Here is a 24673-nt window from a genome sequence, read left to right as displayed (position 1 = left end):
CCAACGGTATGCCGCGTCTGGTCCGTGGGTCAACACAGCCCAGAAGCGTCGGAGGGCTGGAATTATTCCAGCCCCCAACTTTCGCAAGCCGCAAGCCGAAACATGCGACGAAAGTTTAATGAAATCAGACGGTCCGGCGGTTGTCGCGCCCGGCTCCGACGAGGACCAGGACTGCAACCAGGAAGAGAAACATCCAGGCGTCGCGCCATTCGACCGTGAAATATCCGGTCCACAACGATTCGGCCAAACCATAGGCCGCGGCTCCTGTCGCGGCTCTGGTGGGGGAGAGGTAGCCACCCACAGCGGTGATGAAGAGGACCTTCAGGCCGTAGATCAGGCCGGCACCGAAGCCGAGATTGCCATAGTAGAGGGCCGCGAGTATCCCGGCCAGTGCCGCGCAAAGCCCGCCAGCCACGACCGCAGTACGGAAAACCCTGCGGACATCGGCTCCGCACATGGCAGCGGCATGCGGATCGTCGGAGACGGCGCGCCACAACCGGCCGTAGCGCGATCGGCCAAGGACGAACGATCCCGCAATCAAGACGAGCACAACGAGAGTGCAGTTCAAAAGCTGGATGACCGTCAGCGTCGCCTTGAAGCCCCCGGCGTCGGCGAAGACGACGGGCGTGCCCAGCATCGGCGGCAGCCACACGTCATGTGTGTTGGCCGCGATGCGGGCAAGCTCGGTCATGACCAGCGCCACCCCCAGCGTCGCAGCCGCGATCGTGTTGGGCGAGTTTTCCGCAAGCGGCTCGAACAGCGATCGCGCCAGCAGATGGCTGGCGGCTGCGGCATAGGCGAACGTCAAAGCTGCCGCGAACAGGATGGTGGCCGGCAAGGTCAGCCACAGGATCTGATAGCCGAAGACTGCGGCGAGGATCATCGTCTGTCCGCAGAATGCAAAGAGTGCGCCATAAGCGAGGTTGGTCCGGTGCAGGATGCCGTTGGTCAGCGCGTAGCCGAAGGCAAGGAGCGCATAGAGCGCGCCCGAGTGCAGTCCGTTCAGGACCTGCTGGAGGAAGTAGAGCATGCCAGCCACCGGCCAGGGACAATCCGAGGTATTGGCAGGCTGCCTTTCTGATTCTAACTTGTCAAATGCATATTACTGGTTAGATTTGTGGCATGACGGTTTCCTGGATCCAGCATCGCTTTGCGGGTGGCGTGCTTGCGCTCGATACGGCCAACACGGTTGTTCTGCGCGGCGATCCCGATCACGGTTTCGATCGATTTGAGGACTGGTCCGAGATCGCACGGTTCGCGGATGCAGCCAGTGCGTTCCGGGTCGCGGAATTGGGCGGACGACGTCTGGAGGCCGGTGAACCGGCGCGGATCGCACCGCTGGTGCTGGAGATCCGCGAGACAACCGATCGCCTGTTCCGCGAAGTCGTCCAGGATGGCACCTATGAAAGCAGCCATCTGTCCGATTTTCTGAAGGCCTGTTCCAAAGGTGTTGCTGCTGTGCAGGGGAAGATTGGAGATCCATCACGGCCATTTGGTGATCCCGAAACACCAATCGCCTTCGAAGCCGCTCTGGCCGTCTCCGCCTTGTCGCTACTGGGCGGCGACACGACGCGCCGTCTTCGGATCTGCGCCAATTGCCGCTGGTTGTTCGTGGACCGCAGCCGCAATTCCAGCCGGCTCTGGTGCGACATGGCGGTGTGCGGAAATCGTCGCAAGGCCAGCCGCCATTACCGGCGTCGCAAGGAAGCGCGGGAGATCGGGCGTGGCTAGAGGAAACGTAGCCGACTGGCGCACACTTGCCCTGGGCACAGGCCTTCTGGCTGCGATGATGCTCGGCGCCTGCCGCCAGTCCGAAGAGGGGCAGTATTTCGAAGTGTCCGGACGCCTTTTCGAATTCAACTATCGGCTGGCGCGCGCCACCTACGTCGTGACACTCAACCCGCTGCGCCCAATGGAAGACGGACAGGTCGCGGTTGCAAGTTTCGAGAACCCTGCCGGTGGCGCCCCCTTTGTGGTGAAGCAGCCTGTCTGGCCGAAGATGCGGCACATCACGCTGACCAGTCCGGCGCTGACATGTGTGGTGAAAGACAAACCTTATGGTGTCTCCATCCGGATCGAGGATCCGAACGGCAAGCTTTTGCAGGCATTGCAGACCACGCTCATCTCGAGCGAGGACCAGAGCGTGCTGCCGGACCGGCCTCTGGTGACCGGACCAGTCTATGAGCTGAACCCGGAATTGAAGGATCATCCGGACGGTAGGCTTCCCGGTGCGGAAAAACCGGTCTGCCCAAAAGCCTAGTCTCTAGCGCTCGCGAGAAGCCATGTAGTCAAGCAGCGCTGCGCAGGCGTCGCGGAAATGCCGGGTCAGGTGACCCACCGCCGCCTGTCTGTCGCCTTGCATGCATGCGAACAGCATGGCGCGGTGCTCGTCCTGCGACCGCTCGCGATAGTCCAGATTGGACAGCACGATGCGAACGTAGCGGTCGGAGGCGGTATGTTGCGCTTCAATCAGGTCCAGCAGGCGCCGGTTGCCGCAGTCGCGGTAGAGCGCCAGATGGAATTCCCGGTTGAGTTGTCCCCAGCGGCCGACATCGGTTTCCCGGTCAAGCTGTTCGATCACACTGGCCGCATGGCGCAGGCTGTCGGGATTCTGCCTTTGCATTGAGAGCTTTAGCGCTTCCCCTTCGAGCAGCTCACGCAGCGCGTAAAGCTCGCTGATATCGGTCGCATTCATGGCCGCGACCACGGCGCCCCGTGTCGGATGAATGGCAACAAGACCTTCGGCTTCGAGGTAGCGCAGTGCGTCTCGAACCGGCATCCGGCTGACGCCGAATTCCCTGGCGAGCTCATCCTGCCGCAACGCGGCGCCTGGCGCCAAGGTGCCGGTGGCAATGGCCTCACGCAGGATTGCCGTCACGCCATCCGCGGCCGTTTGCGGCCTGACGCTCCTGCCTTCGCCAATCTTGCCCTGTCTGTCCATGCAACTGTCCCGGAAGTGTGAAGCCAGTGTCGTGCCGCAAAGCCTCTTGTTCGTCAAATCGAATCTGTATACTCGTATACGAGAATACGAATGGAGGAGAAGTTGACAAAGCGAACGACGGAAGCGGTTGTCATTGGTGGCGGCATCGCCGGCTGCACGCTGGCGTATGAATTGGCCCGGCGGGGAATTGGCGTCACGGTGATCGAGCAGGGGTCGATCGCCGCGGAGTCATCCGGACGAAACACCGGCACGCTGCTGTCGGGACCACAGCGCTGCGTGGTCGAGATGCTCGACAAGAGTGTCGAAGTCTATGGCGAGCTTGCCGACGGTGCGGTTCCGTTCGAGTTCGGCCGGATCGGCCACCTGCTGATCTCGGAAGACGATGCCAGCCTCGAGGAGGCCGGTGCCATTGCGCAGCGCTATCGTGATGCCGGTGTCGGCATGGAGAAGGTGAAGGGCGCGGAGTTGGCGAGCGACTATCCCCGGCTCGGCTTCAGGGTTGCCGGTGGCTATTTTGTCGAACGGGCGTGGACGCTTGAGCCGATGGGAGCCACCCACGCCTTTGCCCATGCAGCCCGTCTCGCCGGAGGGCGTTTCCGGACCGGCCTGCGTGTCGCGCAGATCATCTCCCGCGGCGGCAGGGTGCAAGGCGTGCTCACCGACGATGGTGTCGTTGCCGCCGATATGGTCTTCATCGCCAATGGTCTGTGGATGTCCGACATGCTGCGCCGGACGGTCGGAGACGGCCCACTGCCAGGCCTTCCGTTCACCGCGGGGCGTGGCTGGCTGATCCAGTTCGGCAAGCTGGATTTTGAACTGCCCTGGATCGTGGAGGAATTGACCTGGCCCGATCAGGACGAGTTGGGCCGCCTGTCGCTGGCAGGCCTGGCGGACGTTGCTGCCCGGAACGACGACAGGCCTGGCATCGAGGCGATCTGTCTCAATCCGATGCGAGGGGGCGACGCACGTCTGGGCGCATCTGTTCAGCCGGCCTTCCGGGATCTGCTGCGCAACACCGATATGCCCAGCCGTATCGCCGCCCGGGCTCTCAGGATGATCCCGGGACTTGGGTCGCCTGTGGTGAAGAATGTCTATCCGGGCAACCGGCCGATGTTGTCTGATGGATTGCCTGTGGCCGGGCGTACGCCAGTCGACGGCCTTTATGTGCATGGCGGCATGGGATCCATCGGCATGCACGCGGCGCCTGCGACCGCACGCTGGCTGATCGATGCGGTGCTTTCCGCAGATGGCAATCCACAGCAATCCTGGCTCAGGCCGCAGCGCTTTGCCGGCTGGTAGGCACCGCTGCTTGCGATTGGCGATGTCACGGTGGACGTCGAAGTTCGCCCTGATGCAGCCGAATTGAATTGACGTTACATGCCGAGGTGGAAAGACTGCGCCCGATCCAGTCGCTGTGGCGAATCCGGACGGTTTCGCACGGGAAGGTACCATGACGCTGCACGACGTCTCGCTCGACGATAAATTCGATCTTTCCAAGGAACGTGTTTTTCTCTCGGGTGCCCAGGCCGTCGTGCGCATGCTCCTGATGCAGCGCGAACGGGACCGGTTGGCCGGCCTCAACACGGCAGGTTTCGTCTCCGGCTACCGCGGCTCTCCGCTCGGCGGGCTGGACCTGCAGCTCTGGCGGGCAAAAAATCAGCTTTCGCATGCCGACATCGTTTTCCAGTCGGGCCTCAACGAGGAGCTTGCGGCCACGGCATGTTGGGGATCGCAGCAGGCCGAACTGCTTGGCGAAGGCAAATATGACGGGGTCTTTTCGGTCTGGTACGGCAAAGGCCCGGGAGTCGACCGTTCCGGCGACGTCTTCCGCCATGCCAATCTGGCGGGTTCGTCCAGGCACGGCGGCGTTCTTGCCTTGATGGGCGACGACCACAACGCCGAATCGTCGACCAATGCGCATGCCACGGAGTTTGCCTTCGTCGATGCCATGATCCCGGTCCTCAATCCGGCAGGCGTGCAGGAACTGATCGACTACGGCCTGCTCGGCTTTGCCATGTCACGCTTCTCCGGGACCTGGACGGCGATCAAGTGCGTTAAGGACAACATCGAATCGACGGCATCGGTCGATGCGTCGCCGGCGCGCCTGAACATCGTCCTGCCCGAATTCGATATGCCGCCCGGCGGTCTCAACATCCGCAACGAGCTTGACCAGCTTGGACAGGAAGCGCGGCTGCACGAAGGCAAACGCGGCGCCATGGCCGCCTTCATCCGCGAGAACGGACTGAACCGCATCATCTATTCCGGCGGGCGAAAGGCGAAACTGGGCATCGTCACCGTCGGCAAGAGCTATCTCGATGTGCGCCAGGCGCTGGACGACATCGGCATCGACGAGGCCGTGGCGAACCGCATCGGCATCCGCCTGTTCAAAGTGGGTTGCCCGTGGCCACTCGATTTGGAGCACGTCGCCGAGTTTGCGCGCGGGCTGGAAACGGTTGTCGTCGTCGAGGAAAAGCGCTCGCTGATCGAAGTCCAGTTGCGTGAGAACCTCTACGGTACCGCCAACCAGCCGGTCATCGTCGGCAAGAAGGATGAGCGCGGCGGCTGGCTGTTTCCGGCCAAGGGGGCGCTCGACCCGAATGAAATCGCCATCGCGCTGGGCGAGCGCATCATCCGGACCATCGGCCCATCCGAAGAAATCACCCAGCGCGTCTCAAAACTGAAGCAGTTCCAGGCGATGCTGGCCGATACCAAGGATATCGGTTCACGCACCCCGTTCTTCTGTTCTGGCTGTCCGCACAATTCATCGACCAAAGTTCCGGAGGGGTCGATCGCGGCTGCCGGGATCGGCTGCCATTTCATGGCCTTGTGGATGGACCGCTCCACGATCGGCTTCACCGCGATGGGCGGGGAGGGCGCGCAGTGGGTCGGCCAGGCGCCGTTCTCCAAACGGGAGCACATCTTCCAGAATCTCGGCGACGGCACCTACAATCATTCGGGAACGCTGGCGCTGCGTTTCGCTTTGTCCGCCGGCACCAACATCACCTACAAGATCCTCTACAACGACGCGGTGGCGATGACCGGCGGTCAGCCGCACGAAGGTGGGCTGACCGTTGACATGATCGCGCGCCAGGTCCGCGCCGAAGGTGTCGACCGGATTGCCGTCGTCACCGACGAACCCGGCAAGTATGCCGGCCACGCAGAGTTTCCTGCGGGGGTGACGATCGATCACCGGGACGACCTCGATCGCATCCAGCGCGAGCTGCGATCAGTGAAGGGGGTATCGGTCCTGCTCTACGATCAGACCTGCGCTGCCGAGAAGCGGCGCCGCCGCAAGCGCGGCACATTTCCGGACCCGGACAAACGCGTCTTCATCAATGAACTCGTCTGCGAGGGCTGTGGCGATTGCGGGGTGCAGTCCAACTGCGTTTCGATCCAGCCTGTCGAGACTGAATTCGGCCGCAAGCGCAAGATCGATCAGTCGTCGTGCAACAAGGACTTTTCCTGCGTGAACGGCTTCTGCCCGTCCTTTGTCACCGTGCATGGCGCAAAGATCCGCAAGGCGGTTGGCGTTGCCGGCAAGGCGGATCCTCTCGACGGCGTGCCTTCGCCGTCGAATTTCGAGCTGGGCAAGGATGGCTGGGCGGCGATCATCGACGGCGTCGGTGGCACAGGCGTCGTCACCGTCGGTGCGATCCTCGGTATGGCGGCACATCTGGAAGGCAAGGGCTGTGGCATGATCGACATGGCCGGACTTGCCCAGAAGGGTGGTTCGGTCTTCACGCATGTGCGGGTCGCCCGCACGCCGGAGGACATCCACGCCATCCGCGTTTCGGCCGGCAAGGCGGATCTCATCCTGGGGTGCGATCTGGTCGTCTCCGGCGCCAAGAAGGTGCTGGCTGCAGCACGCGAGGGGCATACGATCTTCGTTGCCAATACCGCCGAGATCATGCCGGGCGAATTTGCGCGCGCGGCCGATTTCTCACTTCCGACCGAGCGGCTGAAAAAGGCGATCCGCCAGGCCGCCGGCGAAGACAGGGCGCATTTCTTCGACGCGACCCGGACGGCGACGGCGCTGTTCGGCAATTCGCTCGGCGCCAACATGTTCATGCTCGGTTTTGCCTTTCAGTACGGCGGATTGCCGCTGTCGGCCGAGGCGGTCGAAAAAGCGATCGAACTGAACGGCGAGGCGGTAGCCATGAACGTGGCGGCCTTCCGCTGGGGCCGGCGCGCGGCGCACGATCCCGAATTCGTGCGCAGCCAGGTCGAGCGGCAGGGCCGGGCCATACAACCGGCTGCTGAAACGCTGGATGAGATCATCGCGCGGCGCGCGGCCTTCCTCGCGACCTATCAGAACGCCGCCTACGGCAAACGTTACTCGGATCGTATCGCCGCATTCCGGGCGCATGAGAACAAGTTGGTTCCAGGTTCGACCGTGGTGACGGAAGCGGCTGCGCGCAACCTCTTCAAGGTGATGGCTATCAAGGACGAATACGAGGTCGCACGGCTCTACACGGACGGATCCTTCATGCGCTCGCTGTCCCAGCAGTTCGAGAGCCATGATGGGTTGGAGTTTCATCTCGCGCCGCCGATCCTTGGTCGCCGCGATGCCGACGGCAAGCCGAGGAAGTCCAGCTTCGGTCCCTGGATGATGAAGGGATTTGGTCTCCTGGCGGCCCTGAGAGGCCTGAGAGGCACAGCTTTGGACGTCTTCGGCTATACCGCCGAGCGCCGTCGCGAGCGCCAGCTGCTGAAGCAGTTCGAAGATGATCTCGACCTGATTTCGCGTTCGCTCACACCCGGCAGGATCGAGGCAGCTACGGCACTTGCTTCGGTGCCGCAGCTGGTGCGCGGCTACGGCCACGTCAAACATGCCGCAATGGAGAAAGCAAAGGGTGAACGGGCAAGGCTGATCGAGCGACTGACGGGAGCAGAAGAAGTCCGGTTGCAAGCCGCCGAATGAGATGGCACGATCGCGCAAGAACCCGCGATCGGGTCAGGAATGGAAGAACGGCATTTGCATGCCGGTCAGGACGTAGCTAATTTTAGCTATTCTAAGCCTTTCTTAAGCCGGTTGTGGGATGAGATTGGCTGGTGCGGCGCCCAGGCCATGAATGTAGATCGACCCGACGACATCTCTGAAGACGTCTATGTTGGCTTTGTTCGTTCGCTTTTTCACGACGCAAGCCTGCTGATCGTTGGCGCCTTCACGCAAGGCGCGGTTGCTCTCCTGGTCTATCTGAAGACCGGAGCCCCGATCTACATCGCGCTTGCCTTCCTGATGACCGGGGTCAGCCTTGGCCGCTACATGGCCATCAACAGGGTCGATCCGAGCAGGATCGAGACTTACCGTTCCGCGCTTGCATGGGAACGCTATTATCTGATCGCGGGCACGGCGCACGGGCTTGCCATCGGGTTGTTCGCGTTTGTCAGCGTCCATGTCGTGCCGGATATGTTTGGCGAGATCGCAGCCATCTCGATGGTGTTGGCCACCACCGTTACCATCGCCGGTCGAAACTTTGGTTCGATCAAGATGGTGGCGATCCTGACGCTTTCGATCGTGGCGCCGATCGCGATCGGCCTGATCATGAAAGGGGACTTCTACAACATTGTCCTCGGCCTCTTCATCGTGCCGTTCATGTTCGCCATCAGCAAGCTGGCGCGCGCGATGCGCGCCATCCTGTTCACCGCGATAACCGAGGAGAAAAAGGCGACCCGCCTGTTCCAGCGGTTTGGTCGCGCGCTCAATACGATGTCGCATGGCCTGGTCATGCTCGACGCGGCCGGAAAAGTGGTGGTCGCCAATGCCGAAGCGGCGCATCTCATGTCGCTCAAATCTCCGGATCAGCTTCTTGGCCGGTCGATCCATTCCCTGCTGATGAGGGGCGTGGCGGGCGGCCTGCTTGCCGCCAAGGATTGCCGCTATGTCGAAGCGCAGCTCACCCGTGCCTTGCGGGAAGGGCGCGACCGAAAAGTACTGGTCTCGCTGACCAACGGCCAGCACTATGAATTTTCGGCGCGCGAAGGCTCGCAGGAGCTTGGGGTCATCACCTTCGAAGACGTCACCCAGCGTGTCGCCGCTGAGGAACGCATCCGTTTCATGGCGAGATACGACAGCCTGACAGGGCTGATGAACCGTGCCTACTTCCACGAGCTTGTCAGCGAGGCGATGTCGGGAGGCGATCGCAGCCGCCAATGCGGGCTGGTGGTGATCGATCTCGACGACTTCAAGAGCATCAACGACACGCTCGGCCATCCGGTTGGCGATGGCTTGATCTATGCCGCCGCCGAGCGGCTTTCGGTGTTCTCCGCGCCGGGTACCACCATCAGCCGCTTCGGCGGTGACGAATTCATGCTGTATTTCGACCGGGTCGAGGACGAGAGCCATCTGTCCGGGCTGCTCGAACGTATTTTCGCGGGACTGCAGGGCGAGGTCGACGTGGCTGGACATGCGCTGCGCATCCAGGCCAGCGCGGGCGCCGTTCTGTCGCGCGTCGACAGCACCACCGTCGATGAGATGATCGTCAAATCCGACCTTGCGCTCTACAAGGCGAAGGAACTCGGCAAAAACGGCTGGCGGCTGTTCGAAGCCTCGATGGATGCGGCATTCCGCAACCGGCAGCTGATGAAGGCGGATCTGCGCTCGGCGGTCGAGGCCGACGGGCTGCGCATCGTCTATCAGCCGATTGTCGCCATGGAGACCATGCGCATCGTGAGCTGCGAGGCCCTTTGCCGTTGGGACCATCCGGACCTTGGTCCGATTTCGCCGGCCATCTTCATTCCTCTGGCGGAAGAGATGGGCATCATTTCGCAGATCAGCGAGCTGGTGCTGCGAGCAGCCTGTGCCGAATGCGCGAAATGGCCGAATCAGATTTCGGTGTCGGTCAATCTCTCGGCCAAGGACTTCCGCGACAGCGATGTCGTTGAGAAGGTGAAGGTCGCGCTCGAAGCCGCCAAGCTGGCGCCGAATCGTCTTGAGATCGAGGTCACCGAAACCGCGCTTCTCGACGACAAGGCACAGACACGCGAATTGATCCAGGAGATCAAAAAGCTCGGCGTGCGTATTGCCCTCGACGATTTCGGCACCGGTTATTCGAGCCTGAGCTATCTGCACAAGCTGCCGCTCGACAAGGTCAAGATCGACCGATCGTTCCTGATCGACGTGGTTCAGAGCCCGCGTTCACTGGAACTGCTCAAGGGCATTGTCAGTCTTTCGCGGTCGCTCGGATTGAGCGTGACCATCGAAGGCGTCGAGACCTTCGAGCAGCTCAAGATCCTGTCGCAGCAGATCGAGCCAGATCTCGTGCAGGGCTTCCTGTTCGGGTCCGCATTGAGTGCGTCGGGCATCGAGACGATGTCGAGCACGATCTGGCCCTTTGTCGACGATATCGCTCCGCCGCCCAGGCGGCCGAATGTGGATCCAGTTCGCTTGAATGCCCGCTCAAAGGTCGGCGCGAACTGAGATTTTCCCGGATGGGAACAGTGCCCTCGAGAGACGAGGCGGGGTGTTAAGGTTAACAAAAGGTAAATCTAATTCAGCGCATTTTGAACTTTACATGCTGGCGCTGTTGCATAGGCTCCCGACCGCGGTGGTGTACGGGGAATTGTTATGAATACGCAGGACGAACCGGGCGGCGGTGCCGGGGGGTCGAAGACTGTTGCCTTTAGCGGCGCAACTTTAAGCGAGAAGGTGTTCGAACTCCTCAACAGGTCCGAATACCGGCGCTGCGACAAGGGCGAAGACCTGGAAGACATCTATCGTCTTCGATACAAAGCGTTCCGATCCAGTGACATGGTTTCGGACAACATCAGCCACACGATCAGTGATGAGCTCGACGAGGTGCCCAACGTCTATCGCTTCGGCATCTACGTCGAGCAGCGCCTCGTCAGCACGATGCGTATCCATCATGTCACGCTCGAGACCCCGCTGTCTCCTTCGACCAAGGCATTTGGCGACATCATCTACCCCATGCTCGAGGCAGGCGACACATTCGTCTGCATGAGCCGCTTCGCCTCGGATCCGGATTGGACCCGCGTCTATCCACAGCTCGCCTATGTGACATTGCGCCTGGCGGGGATGGCCTGCTTCTATTTCGAGGCTCCCTATGGACTTTCGACCGTGCGCGAGGATCACGCGGGATTCTACAGGCGCGTCTATTATTCGGAGCAGATCAGCGAACTGCGCACATACCCTGGCATTCAACGGCGCGTGGTGTTGTTCCGTACCGATGCCTACGCCAACCGGGAGCGCTACTATGCGCGGTTCCCCTTCTTCCGGTCGACAGCGGCCGAACGGCGCATGCTTTTCGCGCCACCAGAGCCCGGCGAACTCGCGCCGCTGACGATCCTGCCGACGGCCAAGTATTTCCGCGACGCCGCCTAAACTACTTTCGCTGCCCGCCTCACCGCCGACAAGAAGACACCCGATCCTGAACGCTGCGACAGATGGGAGACCGACCGTGACCATTTCAGCCATAACGTTGACGCCGCTGATCTCGCTGATTGCCGGCGTGCTCATCCTGATCATGCCCAGGCTGTTGAACTATATCATCGCCCTCTATCTGATCGTCGCAGGACTGCTTGGCCTGTTTCCGAATCTGGCTGGCTGAGTTGCCCGCCAGATCGCCGGCACAGCGCGTGATGCCCGCCGTCGATGAGCGCCGGCTTTCAACATTATCTTGACGCTGTTCTCGCTCACCATGCGGCAACAGTGCCATTGCCCTCGGCGGCGCTTTTCGCTATGTGCGCTTTAGACGTTTCCGGAGGGGAATACTGATGGCTGATCACGCGCCGACTGGTCCTGTCGAACTGGGTGCCCAGATGGACTATGCAGAGCATGAGCGAACTTACGCTGGCTTCGTCGCGCTCGCCAAATACGGCTCGCTTTTCTGCGTCGCGCTGCTCATTGCCATGGCCTTCGGCTTCTTTGCCGGCGGATTTTTCTCGGGAACGATCCTCTTCGTGATCATCTTGGCGGTCGGCGGCTTCATTCTCCGATAAGATCTTCCCATTTCGCATGGGGCGGCACCGGCCGTTCGGCCGGTGTTCGCAAAAGAACAGAGTTCCAGCCGAAAGGATCATGCGGTGGGACAAATTGTATTCATACCTCGCGAGACCGATGCGAACGAGGGGCGCGTTGCTGCGTCTCCCGATACGGTGAAACGTATAGCAGGCTTGGGCTTCGATGTTGTCGTCGAGGCCGGAGCAGGTGTCGCCTCCCGTATTCCTGACGCTGATTTTGCCAAGGCTGGGGCCACGATCGGCAAGGCCGCCGACGTCGCCAAGGCCGATGTCGTGCTCAAGGTCCGTCGCCCGACCGAAGCCGAGCTGAAAAACTACAAAAAAGGCGCGGCCGTCCTTGCCATCATGGACCCCTATGGCAATGACGCCGGGGTAGCCGCGCTTGCCAAGGCAGGTGTGACCTCCTTCGCCATGGAATTCATGCCACGCATCACGCGTGCGCAGGTGATGGACGTGCTGTCGTCGCAGGCGAACCTGGCTGGCTATCAGGCCGTGATCGACGCGGCTGGCGAGTACGACCGCGCCCTGCCGATGATGATGACGGCTGCCGGTACGGTGCCGGCGGCAAAGGTCTTCATCATGGGCGTGGGTGTCGCAGGACTGCAGGCAATCGCGACAGCACGCCGCCTTGGTGCGGTGGTCACCGCCACCGACGTGCGTCCCGCTGTCAAGGAACAGGTTCAGTCGCTGGGCGCCAAGTTCATCGCGGTCGAGGATGACGAGTTCAAGCAGGCCGAGACGGCCGGCGGTTACGCCAAGGAAATGTCCAAGGAATATCAGGCGAAGCAGGCCGCGCTGACCGCCGAGCATATCGCCAAGCAGGACATTGTCATCACGACGGCATTGATCCCGGGGCGTCCTGCCCCGCGGCTGGTCTCCGCCGAGATGGTTGCTTCGATGCGTCCGGGCTCGGTTCTGATCGATCTCGCGGTGGAGCGAGGCGGCAACGTTGCCGGCGCCGAAGCAGGCAAGACCGTCACCACCGAAAACGGCGTCAAGATCGTCGGCCACCTCAATGTGCCGGGTCGCGTCGCCGCTTCCGCATCCCTGCTTTATGCCAAGAACCTGTTCGCGTTCCTGGAGACGCTGGTCAGCAAGGATACCAAGGCGCTGGCCATCAACCGCGACGACGAACTGGTGAAGGCGACGCTGCTGACGGATGGCGGCAAGGTCGTCCATCCCAATTTCGCAGACAAGCCGGCAACGATGATTGCTTCAGCCGAGCCTGTTGCCAAACCGGCTAAACCGGTGGCGGCCAAGAAACCCGCCGCAGCCAAGAAGCCCACTGCGACCAAGTCGAAGGGGACTGCCTGATGGAAGCCTTGCAGAAAGCACTCGACCAACTCGACCAGGCGAGCGCGGCCGTCCGCCTCGCGCTGCAGGACGCCGCCAATCAGCCTGGCGTGGCTGATGCAGCCGGGGGGGCCGCACATGCGCTCTCTGGCGGCGCGATCGACCCGTTCGTGTTCCGCTTCGCCATTTTCGTGCTGGCGATCTTCGTCGGTTATTACGTGGTCTGGTCGGTAACGCCGGCCTTGCACACGCCACTGATGGCCGTCACCAACGCCATTTCCTCGGTGATCGTCGTCGGTGCGTTGCTGGCCGTGGGCGTTTCCGCGGCCGGGGCAGCGACCGGCTTCGGCTTCATTGCGCTGGTGCTGGTTTCGGTCAATATCTTCGGCGGCTTCCTTGTCACCCAGCGCATGCTGGCGATGTACAAGAAGAAGGATAGCGCGGGCCGGTGATGAAGCTCGTCAAGCTTTTCCTCGCCGCAGCATTTATGTCGGTCCTGGCCAGCCATACACTGGCCCGTCCGGCGACGGAGGCCGAGAGCAAGGCTCTGATTCAGGCCGTGACGGATTTCGATGCTGCCATGCGCGGCAACGATTATGCGACGGTCGTCAAGACCATCCCTCCGCGTGTGCTCGAGCATATGGCCAAGACCTCCGGCATGACCGTCGATGCGCTGCGCGGCATTGTCATCGAACAGATGCAGGCGGCGCTGGCCACCGTGAAAATCGAATCCTTCGCCATGGATGTGTCGAAGGTGGAATACAAGGAATTGCCGAACGGCGAGCCCTATGCGCTGATCCCGACCGAAGTCGTGATGGACGCGGGTGGCGCCGACAAGATCCTGGCGAAGTCCCAGACACTGGCGCTGCTCGACGGTGGTGCCTGGTACCTGCTGCGTGTCAATGAAGACCAGCAGGTGACGGTCATGCGCCAGGTTTACCCTGAATTCGCCGAGGTGGAATTTCCAGCCGGCTCGATGGAGGCGTTGAAGAAGCCATGATGTCCGTCAATCTCGCCTCATTCCTGTATCTCGTCTCGGGCATCCTTTTCATCCTGGCGTTGCGAGGCCTGTCGCATCCGACCACCAGCCGGCAGGGCAATTTCTACGGCATGATCGGCATGGCGATCGCCATCGTCACCACGCTGTTGCTGGCCAAGCCTTCCTTTGGCGGCTTTGCGTTGATCGTGGTCGGACTGGCCATTGGCGGTGGTGTCGGCGCCTATACGGCCCGCCGCATCGCCATGACCTCGATGCCGCAATTGGTGGCGGCCTTCCACTCTCTGGTCGGTATGGCCGCGGTGATGGTGGCGGCAGCGGCCATGTATGCGCCGGCATCCTTCGGCATCGGCGAAGTGGGCGCCATCCACGGCCAGGCGCTGGTGGAAATGAGCCTGGGCGTGGCGATCGGCGCCATCACCTTCACCGGTTCGGTGATCGCTTTCCTGAAGCTGGATGGGCGCATGTCGGGCAAGCCGATCATGCTGCCGGCACGCCATCTCATCAACATCGTGCTTGGCGCAGCCCTCGTCATCCTGATCATCCTGCTCGTCATCACCCAGAGCTATGCCGTGTTCTGGCTGATCGTCCTCGCATCGCTGGCGTTGGGTGTTCTGCTCATCGTCCCGATCGGCGGCGCCGACATGCCGGTCGTGGTGTCGATGCTCAATTCCTATTCGGGCTGGGCTGCCGCCGCGCTGGGCTTCACTCTCGGCAATCTCGCGCTGATCATCACCGGCGCTCTGGTCGGTTCGTCGGGTGCGATCCTGTCCTACATCATGTGCAAGGGCATGAACCGCTCCTTCATTTCCGTCATCCTTGGTGGGTTCGGCGGCGAGACCGCTGCAGCGGCGGATGACGGCATCCAGCGCACCGTGAAGACCGGTGCTGCCGACGATGCTGCCTATCTCATGATGAACGCACAGAAGGTCATCATCGTGCCGGGCTACGGCATGGCGGTTGCCCAGGCCCAGCATGCGCTGCGCGAAATGGCCGACAAGCTGAAGGCCAATGGCGTCGAGGTGAAATACGCCATCCATCCGGTCGCCGGTCGCATGCCCGGCCACATGAACGTGCTGCTGGCGGAAGCCAACGTGCCTTATGACGAAGTGTTCGAACTGGAGGACATCAACTCCGAATTCGCGCAGGCCGACGTTGCTTATGTCATCGGTGCCAACGACGTCACCAACCCGTCGGCGCGCGACGACAAGTCCTCGCCGATCTACGGCATGCCGATCCTCGACGTCGACAAGGCGCGTACCTGCCTGTTCGTCAAGCGCTCGCTGGGCTCGGGCTATGCCGGCATCGACAACACGCTGTTCTACAAGGACGGCACGATGATGCTGCTCGGCGACGCCAAGAAGATGACCGAGGAAATCGTCAAGGCGATGGATCACTGATCCATTGCCCGGCCCCCCAAATCCGGGTGCCGGCTGAGATGTTAAAAAGAAAAGCCCGGCTCGCGCCGGGCTTTTCTTTTTTGTTTGTCGGACCGCTGCGCTGCTATTCGGCGGGCATCTTGCAGTCGGCGGCGTAGCTGTCGCTGTGCGCGGTCAGCACCTTGCTGTCGGTCTTCAGCACCATCTTGCCGTCGGCCCCTTTTTCGGCCTTGAGCGAATACCAGTCCTGGACCGGATGCTGATTGGGTCCGAACTTGAAGGCGCCGCGTACAGAGGGAATTTCCGCGCTGAGCAGGCCCTTGCGCAGTGCCGCGACGTCGCTGGCTCCGGCAGGATCCTTCTCGAGGCCGGCACCGATCAGCAAAGCGGCGTCATAGCCTTGCGCCGCATAGTAGGTGATCGGGCGATCGCCATACTTCGCACGCCATGCGGCGACGAAAGCCTTGTTGACGGCATTGTCGAAGTCGTCATTCCAATGGCTGGTCACCTTGACGCCGGAGGCGGCGTCACCCACGGCCTGGACGATGACCTGGTCGAGCGAGGCCGGGTGCACCACCATCGGGATTTCCTTGAGCAGGCCGGATTGCTGGTACTGGCGCATGAAAGCGATGCCGAGCCCGCCTGGCTCGAATTCATAAACGACGTCGGGTTTCGCGGCGCGGATCTGCGCCATCTCGCTGGCGAAATCGGTCTGGTCAAGGCTGGTGTAGGTCTCCCCCACCACCTCGCCTTTGTAAAAGCGCTTGAAGGCGCCCATGGTCTCCTTGCCGGCCTGGTAGTTCGGCGCGATCAGAAATGCCTTCTTGTAACCCAGCGACTGTGCGAGCGCGCCGGCGCTTTCGCCCTGGCTGTCGTCCTGCCAGGAGCTGACGAAATAGTTGGGATGGCAATCCTTTCCGGCGAACGTGGCCGACGCCGTGTTGGCGCTGACATAAAGCGCGTCATTGTCGAGGATCTCGGGGACAGCGGCAAAGGCGACGTTGGCGAAGACCATGCCGGTGAAAACCTTGATGCCCTGTTCGGAAAGCATCTTGTCGGCGATCTGGCGGGCGTTGCCAGGTTTCAGGCTGTCGTCTTCCACCACCAGTTCCACCGGCGCGCCGCCGAGCTTGCCCTTGTTCTGGTCGACCGCGAGCTGGAAGCCGTCGCGAATGTCCTGGCCCAGATAGCCCGCCGGTCCGGATAGCGTGGTGATCATGCCTATCTTGAGCGGATCGGCGGCATGAGCCGTACCCGCCAGCAGCGCCAAGGTGGCAGCCGCCAGTATTCCCTTGCAAGTCATGGAGTCCCTCCCGTTCGTGTCTTCAAATGCAGGGAGGGCGTCCGCGATCCCGGGTCGCGGTTTTGTTCCTTGTCCCTGCATGCAATCGCCCCGCCGTTGCCGGCAGGTCGTCCACACGGCTAAACTTGGGCCAATCAGTCTTGCGGTAAATGGAAAACTCATCTCCCAGCTATGAAGGCAGGGAATAGCAATGGTTTCGATAACCGAGGATCAGGCCGTCAGATCCAGGGCCGTTCTCCTCAGCGTTTCCGCCAGCAATTCGGCTGCCGGAGAGAGCCTGGCGTTGGTGCGCGTGGTGATCCCGATCGGTATGGCTGTCGCGCGCAGCGTGACGGGCAGTATGGTGATCGCGCCCGCGGCGGCCTCCCTGCGCGCGACCTGGGCCGGGAAGACGCCAAGATAGTCGGCGTCGACGAGCAGGGCGCGGTTGGTGAGCAGGGAGACGGAGTCGACCGCGTGCACCGGCGGTTCCAGGCCTTCCTCACGAAAAGCAATGTCAATCTGTCGCCTCAGGCTGGTTTCCTGCGGCGGCAGGATCCACTCCCAGCCGATGAGGTCGGCAAGACCCAGGTCACGCCGCTCGGCGAGCGGATGACCGCGGCGTGCGACGACGCAGGCGATGTCGTCCATCAGCACTTCCTGTACGACATTGAGCCTGTCCCGGAGTTCCGAGAGCCGCCCGACCACCATGTCCAGTTCGCCGGCGCGCAGCGCCGGGATCAGCACGTCATTGGTACCTTCGACGATCTTCACCACCAGCTTCGGGCGATCCTTGCGCAGGCGGGCGATTGCCGTCGGCAACAGCTCGGCGGCGGCGGACAGAAGCGTGCCGATGGCGACACGGCCGCCGGTGCCGTCGCGCAAGTCGGCGAGATGCTCTTCGGCATGAGCGAGTTGGGTGATGACGAGGCGGGCATGTTCGGCAAGCGTTTCTCCGAACATGGTCGGCACCACGCCGCGGTTGTTGCGGTCGAAAAGGCGGGCCTTGGTCAGCGCTTCCACTTCCTGAAGTGCCTTGGTGACGGCCGATTGCGTCATGTTAAGCCGTTTCGCCGCGCGCACGAGGTTGCCTTCCTCGACGATGGCAACGACCATTCGCAAATGGCGGATGGTGAGGCGGCTGGTGACGAGTTTCATGAGCGCGTTGCCGGTTCGATGGTTGTTTCCATTCTGATATTCCAAAGCTTCATAGAAAATTCCACAGAATTCATTTGTGTGAATTGCCAATCGTTGGGAAGGTCTCGCCAACCGGCCGGACGGTGACGTTGCCGGTCGCGAGACATTTGGCCCGGCACGCCGTGGCTGGCCAGTCAAAGAACAGGTGCGTTCAGCACCGGTGGGAGGAAGTCAACGATGATGCAGCGTACCGGTGCCGGACGCCGCGCCGAGATTGCGGGCGCGGGAATTGGTGGTTTGACGGCGGCAGCCGCTCTGGCACAGCGCGGCTGGTCGGTGAGCGTGCACGAACGCGCTCCGAACCTGCGTACCTTCGGTGCCGGCATCTATATCTGGAGCAACGGGTTGCGCGTGCTCAAGGCGCTCGGCGCTTACGAGCAGGCAGTCGTTGGCGCGCATATCGGCCCGCAGTTCCATACCCGGGACCACAACGACACCACGATGGAGGAAATCCCCATCAACGGGCCGGGCGATGCGCGGCTCATCACCATCCTGCGCGAACAGCTGATCAACACGCTGGTCGATACCTGCCGCAAAGCCGGCGTCGAAATATTGACTGGCTCGGCAGCCATCGGCGCGACGCCGGAAGGTGAACTGCTGCTGGAAGGGGGCGAGCGGCGCAAGGCCGATCTCGTGGTCGGTGCCGACGGCATCAACTCCAATGTGCGGGATTCGCTCGACCTGATGATGTACCGCAAGCATCTCGGCTATGGTGCGATCCGGATGCTGATCCCGCGCGACGACAACGATGTGCCGTCCGGGGATCGCGATCGCTACATTGAATATTTCACCGGATCGCGCCGTATTCTCTATACGCCGGCCAGCGCTTCCGACCTGTATGTCGCCTTGTGCTGCGCGGCCGAGGATGCCGAGGCGCTGAAGGTGCCGGCCGACCGCAAGCTATGGACGGGGTCCTTCCCGCACCTTGCCAATCTTGTCGCTCGTTTCGGCGATGCCGGCCGTTGGGATGCCTTCGAGGTGGTGAAGCTCAAGCAATGGAGCAAGGGGAGGGTCGCTATCCTTGGCGATGCCGCTCATGCGATGCCGCCATATCTTGGACAGGGCGGGGGCTGTGCGCTGATGAATGGGCTGGCACTCGCCGCCGCCGTCACCGATGCTCCCGACGTCGTGGCGGCGCTAGGGGAATGGGAGGCGCGGGAGCGTCCGCTGACCGAGCATACGCAGGACACCGCCGAGAGGCTGGGGGATATGAACCTCTGGCCGGACGACATCCGCTCGCAGGTCCTGAAGATCACCGGAAGATCCGCCGAGATCGGCGCGGTGCGCATGAGGACCGCGCGCCATATCCCGACGGCGACGGAAGCCTTCGCCTGATCGTTGTTCATCGATGGGCTTTTCACCTGTCGTCCCGTATTTCGGAGTTTCTTGCATGCAATCCATCCAGATTGGAGCCAACACGCTGTCCTACGACGAAGCGGGAGAGGGGGATGTCCTCCTGCTTTTGTCGGGCTGGTGCCAGGACCATCGTCTGTTCAAGACCCTGGCACCAGAACTTGCGCGCAGCCATCGTGTCATCAGGCTGGACTGGCGCGGTCACGGCCTGCATCGTGATCACGATGGCGATTTTGTCACCGATGACCAGGCTTCCGACGTCATCGCCTTTCTCGACCGGATGAAGATCGACAAGGTGGTGCCGGTTTCGACCTCCCATGGCGGTTGGGCGAATATGGAAGTGACCGATCGCCTGGGCAGCACGCGCGTGCCACGCTCGGTCGTCATCGACTGGATCCAGACCACACCCAACGAAGCCTTCTTTTCGATGATCGACCATATCCAGGATCGCACCAACTGGGAGAATGGCCGCGGCGACTTCTTCAACTACTGGATCGGCGATACCGAGAACCGGGACATCATCGATCACGTCAACGAAGAGATGGCCAAATACAGTTTCGAGATGTGGGCCCGCTCCGGCCGCGAGATCGCCAGGGCCTATCGCAAATGGGGCAACCCGATGCAGCGCATGGCGGCGATGGCGGAACACCGGCCGATCACGCATATCTATTCGCAGCCGTTCGAGCCCGAATATGCACAGGCGCAACTCGATTTCGCCGCCGGACATCCCTGGTACAAGCCAAACAAACTGCCCGGCCGGACTCATTTCCCGACGCTCGAGCAGCCCAAGCTGGTTGCTGAAACCATTCGGGCTTTCGTTGGCTAGGAGTTGCTTTGCATGACCGGACTGGCTGCCGAAGCCGATTGGCCGCGCGAAATTCTGGATCGTGACTACAGCGCCCGCGCTTCGGTTTCGGCCGAAGTGTTCGAGGCCGAGATGCGAAACTATCGAAGCCAGTCCGAGGCGGCGCAGAACGTCGCTTCGCATCTGGATGTCGTCTACGATGCCCGCAGCAGTCAAACCATTGATATCTACGGCGCCGGCACGGAGCCGCGGCCGGTTTTCGTGTTCATCCATGGCGGTTATTGGCGGATGCTTTCAAAGCACGATTCCGCGTTCATGGCCGCGATGCTTGCAAAACACGGCATCGCCACGGCCGTGGTGGATTACAGGCTGGCACCCGAGGTCGATCTGGCCGAGATCGTGCGCGAGGTCCGCGCTGCAGTCAGCTTCCTGTGGCGCGACGGATCGCGTTTCGGCATCGATTCCAACCGTATCTTCGTCGGAGGCAGTTCGGCCGGCGGCCATCTGACCGGGGCGGTTCTGTCCGGCGGATGGCACGGGGCTTTCGACGTGCCGGAGGATGTCATCAAGGGGGCCATGCCGATCAGCGGCCTGTTCCATCTGGCGCCCATTTCAAGATCGTTCGTACAGGACTGGATCAGGCTCGACGATCAATCGGTCATGCAGTTGAGCCCTGCTGAAAACCTGCCGCATGCCGGCTGCCCCATTGTGACGGCCTATGCGGCAGGCGAGCCTGACGGGTTCAAGCGGCAGTCGGCGGAATATCACCGGTTATGGCGGGAAGAGGGTTTTCCTTCCACAATAATGGAAATCGACAACCGCAATCATTTTGACGTTGTTCTTGATCTGGCGGATGACCAAACAGCGCTCTCCAAAGCCTTGCTGCGCCTGATCAATGGCGACCTGTAGTTCCGTCAACCGTTCTCGCGCGGGATCAGGCGCTGCGCATAGCGCCTCACCACCGCGACGAATGCCTGTGTGGCCGGCGAGACGGAACGTCCCGTAGCGTGGATCATCGCCACCTCGCGCGCGATGTTCGGCTCGACCAGCGGCTTGCCCGCCACCTTGCGATGACGCGCCGCCGCCAAGGCATAGGCGGGAAGCACGGCCACCCCCAATCCCGCCTCGACGAGCGCCAGGGCGGTTGTCACCTGGCTGACCTCGAAAGCCGGTTTCAGCGGTATCTCGCTTGTTTCGAAGCCGATTTCGACCAGCAGGCGAATACCACTGTCACGCGTCAGCGTGATCAGCGGCTGATCCGCCAGATCGCGCCATCTGGCGGTGGCTGCATTCGCAAACATGGAGCGGTCATCACAAAACAGCATCAGGCTGTCGCGCACCAGGGCGACCCGCTCGATACCGTCTTCGGCGGGAGAGAAGGTTCCGAGCCCGCAATCGGCCTTGCCGCTGCGCACGGCCTCGACGATCTGCTCGGTGCCGACGTCGGCGAGCTGCACGGCGATACCAGGATAACTCTGCTGGAACTCGGCGATCGCCTGCGGCAGCACGACGGAAGCCAGCAAGGGTGGTGCCGCGATGCGCAGGCGGCCACGCCTGCGCTCTGCCAGCATGTGAACGCCCTCCACGGCATGTTCCAGTTCTTCCATCACCTTCGTCGTGGAGTTCTGGAACTCCCGACCGGCATCGGTCAGCTCGACGCGGCGGGTGGTGCGGTCGAACAGCCGCACCGACAGTTCGTCCTCGAGGTCGCGGATCGCCTGCGAGAGCGCCGGCTGTGCCGTGCCAAGGCGTTTCGAGGCGCGCGAGAAATTGCCGAGTTCGGCGACCGCCAGGAACTGCTGGATCTGCTTGATGGTGATCTTCACGCGTGGAGGTTCCGATCTCCGGATGTCTGCAGCTTTCGAAGGAAGTCAATTCATATAAGAATCCATATTAATTTATCGGATAAATCCGTCTTGTCGATATATTGAAATCCATCGATCTTGGCGGGCGGAGGTTGCCGGTCCGAGCTGCGCGACGGCTTCCCATAATTCATGCCAGTACGGAGCTGAGACGCCTCTATGTCGAACTACCCCGATCTTCAGCTCTATATCGGAGGCGCATGGCGCAAGACGGCGGATACGCTGCCGGTCATCAATCCCGCCGATGAAACCGTGATCGGCGCGGTGCCGGTGGCGTCGACAAGCGACCTCGACGCGGCACTCGAGGCGGCCGAGCGCGGCTTTGCTGTCTGGCGCAAGACATCGCCCGCGCGCCGCGCCGAGATCATTCGCAAGACCGCCTCGCTGCTGCGCGAGCGTATCGATGAAATCGCCCTCGACATCACCCGCGAGCACGGCAAGCCGTTTCAGCAGGCGCGCCTCGAAGTCATTCGTGGCGCCGAGTTCTTCGAATGGGATGCCGGCGAAGCGCAGCGCACCTATGGACGGGTCATCCCGAGCGAACCAGGTATCCGCTACGTCGTGCATCACCAGCCGATCGGCACGGTGGCTGCCTTCTCGCCCTGGAATTTTCCGCTCAGCCAGCCGGCCCGCAAGATCGCAGGCGCGCTTGCCGCCGGCTGTTCGATCATCATCAAGGCATCGGAAGAGACGCCCGCCGGTTGCCTGCACATCGCCCGCGCTTTCCATGATGCCGGTCTTCCAGCCGGCGTGCTCAACCTCGTCTTCGGCGTGCCAGCGCAGATCTCCGAATACCTCATTCCGCACGAGCAGGTGCGTCTGATTGCCTTCACCGGCTCAACCGCCGTCGGAAAGCGGCTGACCGGCCTTGCCGCACAATATGTGAAGCCCGCTCTGATGGAACTCGGCGGCCATGCCCCGGTCATCGTCTGTGACGACGCCGATCCGGTGAAGGCAGGCATTGCCTCTGCCATCCGCAAGGTGCGCAATGCCGGCCAGGTCTGCACGTCGCCAACGCGCTTCTTCGTTCATGAGAAACTCTACAGGCCGTTCACCGACGCGTTCGTCGAGCGTGCTCGCCAGGTGAAGACCGGCAATGGTCTCGACGAGGGGACGGAAATGGGCCCCGTGGCGAACCACCGCCGGGTCGAAGCCCTGGAGGCGCTGGTGGCCGATGCGGTGTCGAAAGGCGCGAAGCTGCTGACTGGCGGGGAGCGTCCGGCCAATCGCGGCTACTTCTATCCGCCGACCGTCCTTGCGGACGTACCGGCCAATGCCCGGGTGATGCGCGAGGAACCATTCGGACCGCTCGCGGTGATCAATCCGGTGCCGTCGCTGGAAAACGCGATCGAGCAGGCGAATGGCGTGCCCTTTGGACTTGCCGCCTACGCCTTCACCAACTCGGCTGCCAATGTCGACCAGATCACCGATGATCTGGAAGCCGGCAACGTCTCCATCAACACGCTCGAGGCCTCGGTCGCCGAAACGCCGTTCGGCGGCGTCAAGGAGAGCGGTTTCGGGCGCGAGGGCGGGGCGGAAGGCATCATGCATTACATGGTGGTGAAAACCGTCTCGCACCGCATGGCGGTCTAAGGGATCAACAAGCCGATGAAATACGACAAGAAGACCGCCAAGGCCCATTCACGGGCGACGATGAAAGGCATCTGGGCCGCGGCGCTGATGCCTTTCAAGGATGACCTGTCGATCGACGAAGGCGGTTTTCGCCGCAATGTCGATCACTGGATCGACGACCTGAAGATCGATGGCTTCTTCATCGCCGGCAAGCAGGGCGAGTTCTTCTCGATGTCGCTCGAGGAACGCAAGCGCAGCTTCGAGCTGGCGGTCGATGCCTGTGCCGGCCGCGCCCAGACCATCATGTCCTGTTCGGACCAGAACATGGATGTGGTGATCGAACTGGCCAAGCATGCTCAGAAAGTTGGCGCCGACTACATCGTCGTGCATGCGCCGGTGCTGCATTTCTTCAAGGCGCAGGACGAAACGCTGCTCAACTACTACCGTACCATCGCCGACAAGGTGGATATCGGCATCGCGCTGTGGAGTCATCCCGACAGCGGCTATCTGATGAGCCCGCAATTGTGCAGCCAGCTGGCCGACATCGAGAACGTCGTCGCCATCAAGTACAGCGTGCCCCGCCCGATGTACAAGGATCTGACCCGCCTTGCAGGCGACAGGATCCTGGTCAGCACGGCTTCCGAGGAAGAGTGGCTGGACAACATCGTCGAACTCGGCTGGCAGCTCTATCTCTGTTCCTCGCCGCCCTACCTCATCCAGACCAAACATGACACGCGGATGCGCCAGTACACCGATCTTGCCTTCGCCGGCGAGATCGAGAAGGCGCGTGCCGTCCGCGACAGCCTGGATCCGGTCCGCTCCGCGCTCAAGAACACGCGGCCGGCGGAGAAGCCGCATTCGCATCAGAAATACTGGCAGGACCTGCTCGGGCAGACCGGCGGGCGGGTTCGGCCGCCGCTGCTTGAACTCACCGAGGAAGAGAAACGCGCAACCCGTGCCGCTTTCGAAGCATGCGGTTTGAAGACCGCCAACTGACTGGACACCACTGGGAG

Annotated in this window: 22 protein-coding genes; 17 read left to right on the top strand and 5 right to left on the bottom strand. The window is 62.0% G+C overall.

Annotated elements, in window-relative coordinates:
* Positions 1-124 precede the first annotated feature (124 nt).
* On the bottom strand, positions 125-1030 hold the full coding sequence (locus ACFWYE_RS28120; RefSeq protein ID WP_379115376.1) for a branched-chain amino acid ABC transporter permease: 906 nt from the start codon (positions 1028-1030) through the stop codon (positions 125-127).
* A 92-nt stretch (positions 1031-1122) separates the two neighbouring features.
* Here ACFWYE_RS28120 and ACFWYE_RS28115 point away from each other — a divergent pair, with 92 nt between their 5' ends.
* Together ACFWYE_RS28115 and ACFWYE_RS28110 are read left to right on the top strand one after the other, a co-directional pair.
* Positions 1123-1731, top strand: a complete 609-nt coding sequence (locus ACFWYE_RS28115; protein ID WP_379115375.1) for a CGNR zinc finger domain-containing protein — start codon at positions 1123-1125, stop codon at positions 1729-1731.
* A gap of 55 nt (positions 1732-1786) precedes the next feature.
* Positions 1787-2260, top strand: coding sequence for a hypothetical protein (locus tag ACFWYE_RS28110; protein WP_379072923.1), 474 nt, complete (start codon positions 1787-1789; stop codon positions 2258-2260).
* Positions 2261-2263: 3 nt separating this feature from the next.
* Here the strand turns inward: ACFWYE_RS28110 and ACFWYE_RS28105 are convergent, their stop codons facing one another.
* Positions 2264-2941, bottom strand: a complete 678-nt coding sequence (locus tag ACFWYE_RS28105; RefSeq protein ID WP_379067142.1) for a GntR family transcriptional regulator — start codon at positions 2939-2941, stop codon at positions 2264-2266.
* A 102-nt stretch (positions 2942-3043) separates the two neighbouring features.
* Here ACFWYE_RS28105 and ACFWYE_RS28100 point away from each other — a divergent pair, with 102 nt between their 5' ends.
* The 10 genes from ACFWYE_RS28100 to ACFWYE_RS28055 all read left to right on the top strand — a co-directional run bounded on the left by ACFWYE_RS28100 (position 3044) and on the right by ACFWYE_RS28055 (position 15610).
* Positions 3044-4240, top strand: coding sequence for an NAD(P)/FAD-dependent oxidoreductase (locus ACFWYE_RS28100; protein ID WP_379115374.1), 1197 nt, complete (start codon positions 3044-3046; stop codon positions 4238-4240).
* A gap of 151 nt (positions 4241-4391) precedes the next feature.
* Positions 4392-7862, top strand: a complete 3471-nt coding sequence (locus ACFWYE_RS28095; protein WP_379115373.1) for an indolepyruvate ferredoxin oxidoreductase family protein — start codon at positions 4392-4394, stop codon at positions 7860-7862.
* 147 nt (positions 7863-8009) lie between these two features.
* A complete protein-coding gene (locus ACFWYE_RS28090) occupies positions 8010-10361 on the top strand; it encodes a putative bifunctional diguanylate cyclase/phosphodiesterase (RefSeq protein WP_379115372.1) in 2352 nt (783 codons plus the stop codon).
* A gap of 147 nt (positions 10362-10508) precedes the next feature.
* Positions 10509-11282: a hypothetical protein gene (locus ACFWYE_RS28085; RefSeq protein ID WP_379067149.1), complete on the top strand. Its 774-nt coding sequence runs from the start codon at positions 10509-10511 to the stop codon at positions 11280-11282.
* 76 nt (positions 11283-11358) lie between these two features.
* Entirely contained in the window at positions 11359-11508 is a 150-nt protein-coding gene (locus ACFWYE_RS28080) for a DUF3096 domain-containing protein (protein WP_101939733.1), read from the top strand.
* 166 nt (positions 11509-11674) lie between these two features.
* The gene (locus ACFWYE_RS28075) at positions 11675-11899 is read left to right on the top strand and encodes an aa3-type cytochrome c oxidase subunit IV (protein ID WP_379115371.1); all 225 of its coding nucleotides are present in this window, start codon (positions 11675-11677) and stop codon (positions 11897-11899) included.
* 84 nt (positions 11900-11983) lie between these two features.
* On the top strand, positions 11984-13234 hold the full coding sequence (locus ACFWYE_RS28070) for a Re/Si-specific NAD(P)(+) transhydrogenase subunit alpha (RefSeq protein ID WP_379115370.1): 1251 nt from the start codon (positions 11984-11986) through the stop codon (positions 13232-13234).
* The gene (locus tag ACFWYE_RS28065) at positions 13234-13665 is read left to right on the top strand and encodes an NAD(P) transhydrogenase subunit alpha (RefSeq protein WP_165358182.1); all 432 of its coding nucleotides are present in this window, start codon (positions 13234-13236) and stop codon (positions 13663-13665) included. Before ACFWYE_RS28070 ends, ACFWYE_RS28065 begins: the two co-directional genes overlap by 1 nt.
* Entirely contained in the window at positions 13665-14213 is a 549-nt protein-coding gene (locus ACFWYE_RS28060; RefSeq protein ID WP_379115369.1) for a hypothetical protein, read from the top strand. Before ACFWYE_RS28065 ends, ACFWYE_RS28060 begins: the two co-directional genes overlap by 1 nt.
* On the top strand, positions 14213-15610 hold the full coding sequence (locus ACFWYE_RS28055; RefSeq protein ID WP_379072926.1) for an NAD(P)(+) transhydrogenase (Re/Si-specific) subunit beta: 1398 nt from the start codon (positions 14213-14215) through the stop codon (positions 15608-15610). The genes ACFWYE_RS28060 and ACFWYE_RS28055 overlap by 1 nt, the downstream gene beginning before the upstream one ends.
* 103 nt (positions 15611-15713) lie before the next feature.
* Here ACFWYE_RS28055 and ACFWYE_RS28050 read toward each other — a convergent pair whose 3' ends face one another.
* Positions 15714-16892: an ABC transporter substrate-binding protein gene (locus tag ACFWYE_RS28050; RefSeq protein WP_379067156.1), complete on the bottom strand. Its 1179-nt coding sequence runs from the start codon at positions 16890-16892 to the stop codon at positions 15714-15716.
* A gap of 210 nt (positions 16893-17102) precedes the next feature.
* Positions 17103-18029: a LysR family transcriptional regulator gene (locus tag ACFWYE_RS28045; RefSeq protein WP_379115368.1), complete on the bottom strand. Its 927-nt coding sequence runs from the start codon at positions 18027-18029 to the stop codon at positions 17103-17105.
* A gap of 216 nt (positions 18030-18245) precedes the next feature.
* Here ACFWYE_RS28045 and ACFWYE_RS28040 point away from each other — a divergent pair, with 216 nt between their 5' ends.
* The 3 genes from ACFWYE_RS28040 to ACFWYE_RS28030 are packed head-to-tail and all read left to right on the top strand — an operon-like array spanning position 18246 to position 21135.
* Entirely contained in the window at positions 18246-19403 is a 1158-nt protein-coding gene (locus tag ACFWYE_RS28040) for an FAD-dependent oxidoreductase (protein WP_379115367.1), read from the top strand.
* A gap of 55 nt (positions 19404-19458) precedes the next feature.
* Entirely contained in the window at positions 19459-20247 is a 789-nt protein-coding gene (locus ACFWYE_RS28035; RefSeq protein ID WP_379115366.1) for an alpha/beta fold hydrolase, read from the top strand.
* A gap of 12 nt (positions 20248-20259) precedes the next feature.
* Complete coding sequence (locus ACFWYE_RS28030; protein ID WP_379115365.1) at positions 20260-21135, top strand: alpha/beta hydrolase; 876 nt, start codon at positions 20260-20262, stop codon at positions 21133-21135.
* 5 nt (positions 21136-21140) lie between these two features.
* On the opposite strand, the gene ACFWYE_RS28025 is transcribed toward ACFWYE_RS28030, so the two are convergent.
* Positions 21141-22052, bottom strand: a complete 912-nt coding sequence (locus tag ACFWYE_RS28025; RefSeq protein ID WP_379115364.1) for a LysR family transcriptional regulator — start codon at positions 22050-22052, stop codon at positions 21141-21143.
* Between the two features lie 195 nt (positions 22053-22247).
* Between ACFWYE_RS28025 and ACFWYE_RS28020 the strand changes: the two genes are divergently transcribed.
* On the top strand, positions 22248-23681 hold the full coding sequence (locus tag ACFWYE_RS28020; protein WP_379067168.1) for an NAD-dependent succinate-semialdehyde dehydrogenase: 1434 nt from the start codon (positions 22248-22250) through the stop codon (positions 23679-23681).
* Between the two features lie 15 nt (positions 23682-23696).
* The gene (locus tag ACFWYE_RS28015) at positions 23697-24656 is read left to right on the top strand and encodes a dihydrodipicolinate synthase family protein (protein ID WP_379115363.1); all 960 of its coding nucleotides are present in this window, start codon (positions 23697-23699) and stop codon (positions 24654-24656) included.
* The last annotated feature ends 17 nt before the right edge of the window (positions 24657-24673 follow it).

It is taken from the genome of Mesorhizobium sp. NPDC059025 (genome assembly GCF_042739655.1).
GTDB lineage: Bacteria > Pseudomonadota > Alphaproteobacteria > Rhizobiales > Rhizobiaceae > Mesorhizobium.
Note: the sequence above shows the minus strand (reverse complement) of the source record. Positions and strands in the feature narration are given on the sequence as shown.

Coding starts and splice junctions, on each gene's coding strand:
- ACFWYE_RS28055 (WP_379072926.1), top strand. CDS start 14,213: ATGTCCGTCAATCTCGCCTCATTCCTGTATCTCGTCTCGGGCATCCTT.
- ACFWYE_RS28075 (WP_379115371.1), top strand. CDS start 11,675: ATGGCTGATCACGCGCCGACTGGTCCTGTCGAACTGGGTGCCCAGATG.
- ACFWYE_RS28065 (WP_165358182.1), top strand. CDS start 13,234: ATGGAAGCCTTGCAGAAAGCACTCGACCAACTCGACCAGGCGAGCGCG.
- ACFWYE_RS28110 (WP_379072923.1), top strand. CDS start 1,787: ATGATGCTCGGCGCCTGCCGCCAGTCCGAAGAGGGGCAGTATTTCGAA.
- ACFWYE_RS28120 (WP_379115376.1), bottom strand. CDS start 1,030: ATGCTCTACTTCCTCCAGCAGGTCCTGAACGGACTGCACTCGGGCGCG.
- ACFWYE_RS28060 (WP_379115369.1), top strand. CDS start 13,665: ATGAAGCTCGTCAAGCTTTTCCTCGCCGCAGCATTTATGTCGGTCCTG.
- ACFWYE_RS28020 (WP_379067168.1), top strand. CDS start 22,248: ATGTCGAACTACCCCGATCTTCAGCTCTATATCGGAGGCGCATGGCGC.
- ACFWYE_RS28050 (WP_379067156.1), bottom strand. CDS start 16,892: ATGACTTGCAAGGGAATACTGGCGGCTGCCACCTTGGCGCTGCTGGCG.
- ACFWYE_RS28015 (WP_379115363.1), top strand. CDS start 23,697: ATGAAATACGACAAGAAGACCGCCAAGGCCCATTCACGGGCGACGATG.
- ACFWYE_RS28090 (WP_379115372.1), top strand. CDS start 8,010: ATGAATGTAGATCGACCCGACGACATCTCTGAAGACGTCTATGTTGGC.
- ACFWYE_RS28095 (WP_379115373.1), top strand. CDS start 4,392: ATGACGCTGCACGACGTCTCGCTCGACGATAAATTCGATCTTTCCAAG.
- ACFWYE_RS28030 (WP_379115365.1), top strand. CDS start 20,260: ATGACCGGACTGGCTGCCGAAGCCGATTGGCCGCGCGAAATTCTGGAT.
- ACFWYE_RS28045 (WP_379115368.1), bottom strand. CDS start 18,029: ATGAAACTCGTCACCAGCCGCCTCACCATCCGCCATTTGCGAATGGTC.
- ACFWYE_RS28115 (WP_379115375.1), top strand. CDS start 1,123: ATGACGGTTTCCTGGATCCAGCATCGCTTTGCGGGTGGCGTGCTTGCG.
- ACFWYE_RS28085 (WP_379067149.1), top strand. CDS start 10,509: ATGAATACGCAGGACGAACCGGGCGGCGGTGCCGGGGGGTCGAAGACT.
- ACFWYE_RS28040 (WP_379115367.1), top strand. CDS start 18,246: ATGATGCAGCGTACCGGTGCCGGACGCCGCGCCGAGATTGCGGGCGCG.
- ACFWYE_RS28105 (WP_379067142.1), bottom strand. CDS start 2,941: ATGGACAGACAGGGCAAGATTGGCGAAGGCAGGAGCGTCAGGCCGCAA.
- ACFWYE_RS28035 (WP_379115366.1), top strand. CDS start 19,459: ATGCAATCCATCCAGATTGGAGCCAACACGCTGTCCTACGACGAAGCG.